Source organism: Streptomyces sp. NPDC026394, assembly GCF_055567735.1.
Map to the genome: position 1 here is coordinate 1 of NZ_JBVHPX010000065.1, position 2,296 is coordinate 2,296.

The 2,296-nt window shown below is 65.1% G+C and carries 2 protein-coding genes; both read right to left on the bottom strand.

The window, feature by feature from the left end:
* Positions 1-225: 225 nt before the first annotated feature.
* Entirely contained in the window at positions 226-1,710 is a 1,485-nt protein-coding gene (locus ACZ4QV_RS42410; RefSeq protein ID WP_467764559.1) for a M1 family aminopeptidase, read from the bottom strand.
* A gap of 223 nt (positions 1,711-1,933) precedes the next feature.
* Entirely contained in the window at positions 1,934-2,161 is a 228-nt protein-coding gene (locus tag ACZ4QV_RS42415; RefSeq protein WP_467764560.1) for a YceI family protein, read from the bottom strand.
* Positions 2,162-2,296: the final 135 nt, after the last annotated feature.

The window sequence follows — 2,296 nt, forward strand, 5'->3', positions numbered from 1 at the left end:
GGGCTTCTTACCTGGACGCGTGCGCAAGCGCCGCCCCGAGAAGGGCGGTGCCAGGATGTCGAGGTGTCCGGTCCGGCCCGCGGAGGGCTGTTACTGGGCCGATTCTGCCTGGTGCTTCGAGACGTCATGCACTGCAGGTGATCCGGTCTGGTTGCCCGCGGGATCAGCCAGCCGAGGCCGTCAAGACGGATTCGCGGACGATGAGCTCAGAGGCGCTCGCCATCCCTATGGCTTGGACTTCCAGTCCGGGTGCCCAGGCATGGGCGGAGTCTTGGCGTCGTACAGCCAGCTCTTGATATACGGTCCGAGGTCGCGGCATGAGACCTTGTTGGCGACGTCGATGTAATCCTGGGTCGACGCCGCCTTGTCACGGTACCGGTCGAAAAAGCTCTGCTCGATGCGGCGGAACGTCGAGTCACCGACCTGGTTGCGCAGACCATGGAGCATCAGCGCGCCCGGAGCGTTTGTATTGAACATCACTGCGGAGGAGGACGTGAGCTTGCCGGCAGGGCCGCTCTCTTGGCGCTCCTTCGCATCGTGCTCGTACAGCGTCCGCATGTCTTCCTCGAACTTCGAAAAGCCCCGAGCCGCCTCGTAACGCTTCTGGTAGTAGTGCGCGTGGCCCTCGCTGATCCACATGTCGTCCCAGCTCCGCACGGACACCGCGTCACCGAAGTACTGATGGACCAGTTCATGAGCCATGACCGGCTCCACCTGCCTGGCCGGCCGATTCAGTCCCAACGAGCTGAAGGTGGACAGTGTGGCGGTCTCCAGGGCCACGCCGTTGTAGGGGCTCTTGACCCCCAGCATCCCGTACGCCTCGAAGGGAAAAGGGCGACCGATCTCCTTCTCCAGCCACGCCACGTGGGCGGGCGTCTTGCTCACCACCGGCTTGAGCTGCGCGTACTGGTCGGCCGGCACATAGCTGCGGATCGGCAGTCCGTGCGGCCCGCGCTGCTTCACCTCCCGGTACTTTCCGACGGCCACCTGCACGACGTGGGTCGGGATCGGATGGCGTGTGCGAAAGGTATAGGTGGTGCGGTCTCCGGACGTACGGCGCGATATCAGGGACCCGTTGGCCACCGCCTGCAGATTCTTGGGCGTCGAGATGCGGAAAGTGAACAGGGCCTTGTCGCTGGGGTGGTCGTTGCCCGGGAAGAACAGATGCGCGCGATCGGGCTGGCCCATCAAGGCAAAGCCGTCCTCGGTGGGAACCCAGTGCTTCATCGGGTACGCGACGCCCGAAGGCCAGGAGAAGTTGGGCAGGTTCTTGCTGCGGTCGGCGCGGTAGTCGGTGCGCACGGAGAACGTCTGGCCCTTGCGCACGGGACTCTTCGGCGTAATGGTGAGCTTTTCGTCCGACGTATGGAAGTCGGCCCGAGCTCCCTGGACAGACACGGACTTGATGTCCTGCCCGGCCGCGTCCAGGCTGAACCGGCTCAAGTCCTGCCGCGCGGTCGCCCGCATCGTCACGGTCGCGTCCATCTTCGGGGTACCGGGCCGGTAGTCGAACCTCACGTCATACGAATCGGAGTCGTACCCGCCGTTGCCGAGCTTCGGAAACAGCCGGTCGCCGGCACTCTCCGCTCCCGCTCGGCCGGCGGGCTCACCGGCCTGGGGCGAGGGGGCCACGACGGCGGCCACAACCGTTCCCGCGACGGCTGCTGCGGAAACGGTGAAAAACACCTTTTTACGAGGTCTGCGAAACATACTCACGTCCTTGTTCTCGTCTCTTGCCGCGCCCCCTTGCACCGCAGTCCCGTCTCGGGGGGGCGCCATAACAGAGGTGTATCCGACATTACGAACCCAGGCCGTCCGTGTGATCAGCACACAGGCTGAACCGGCGTCATACGCCAGAGGTACGTGCCGCCCCCGCCTCCGACGGCAGATGGTGCATCGAGATGCTGGTGGACGCGGCAACGCACTGGGGTGGTCAGCTCTTGACGATGGCCTGGATGTCGAGGTCGATCACGATTCTGTGCCCGACGGCCGCGATGCCGCGCGCGAACATCTTCTGCCAGGTGATCGTGAAGTCGTCGCGGTGCAGCTCGGTGGTAGCGCGGCAAGCCGCGCGGGTCTCGCCCTCCAGCCCCTGGCCCACTCCGAGGTACTCGGTATCGAGCGTGACCGTCCGCGTCACACCGTGCAGAGTTAGGGCCAATGCCGTTGCTTTACCAGCGGGCGTAGGCTTCTTGGTAGTTGCCGTCGGGGGTGGTGCGGGTGCCTGCGAATGTGTCTGAGCTGTCGGGCTTGGGGTTGCTGACCTGGGTGTATCCGCCGGGGCTGGTGGATCGGG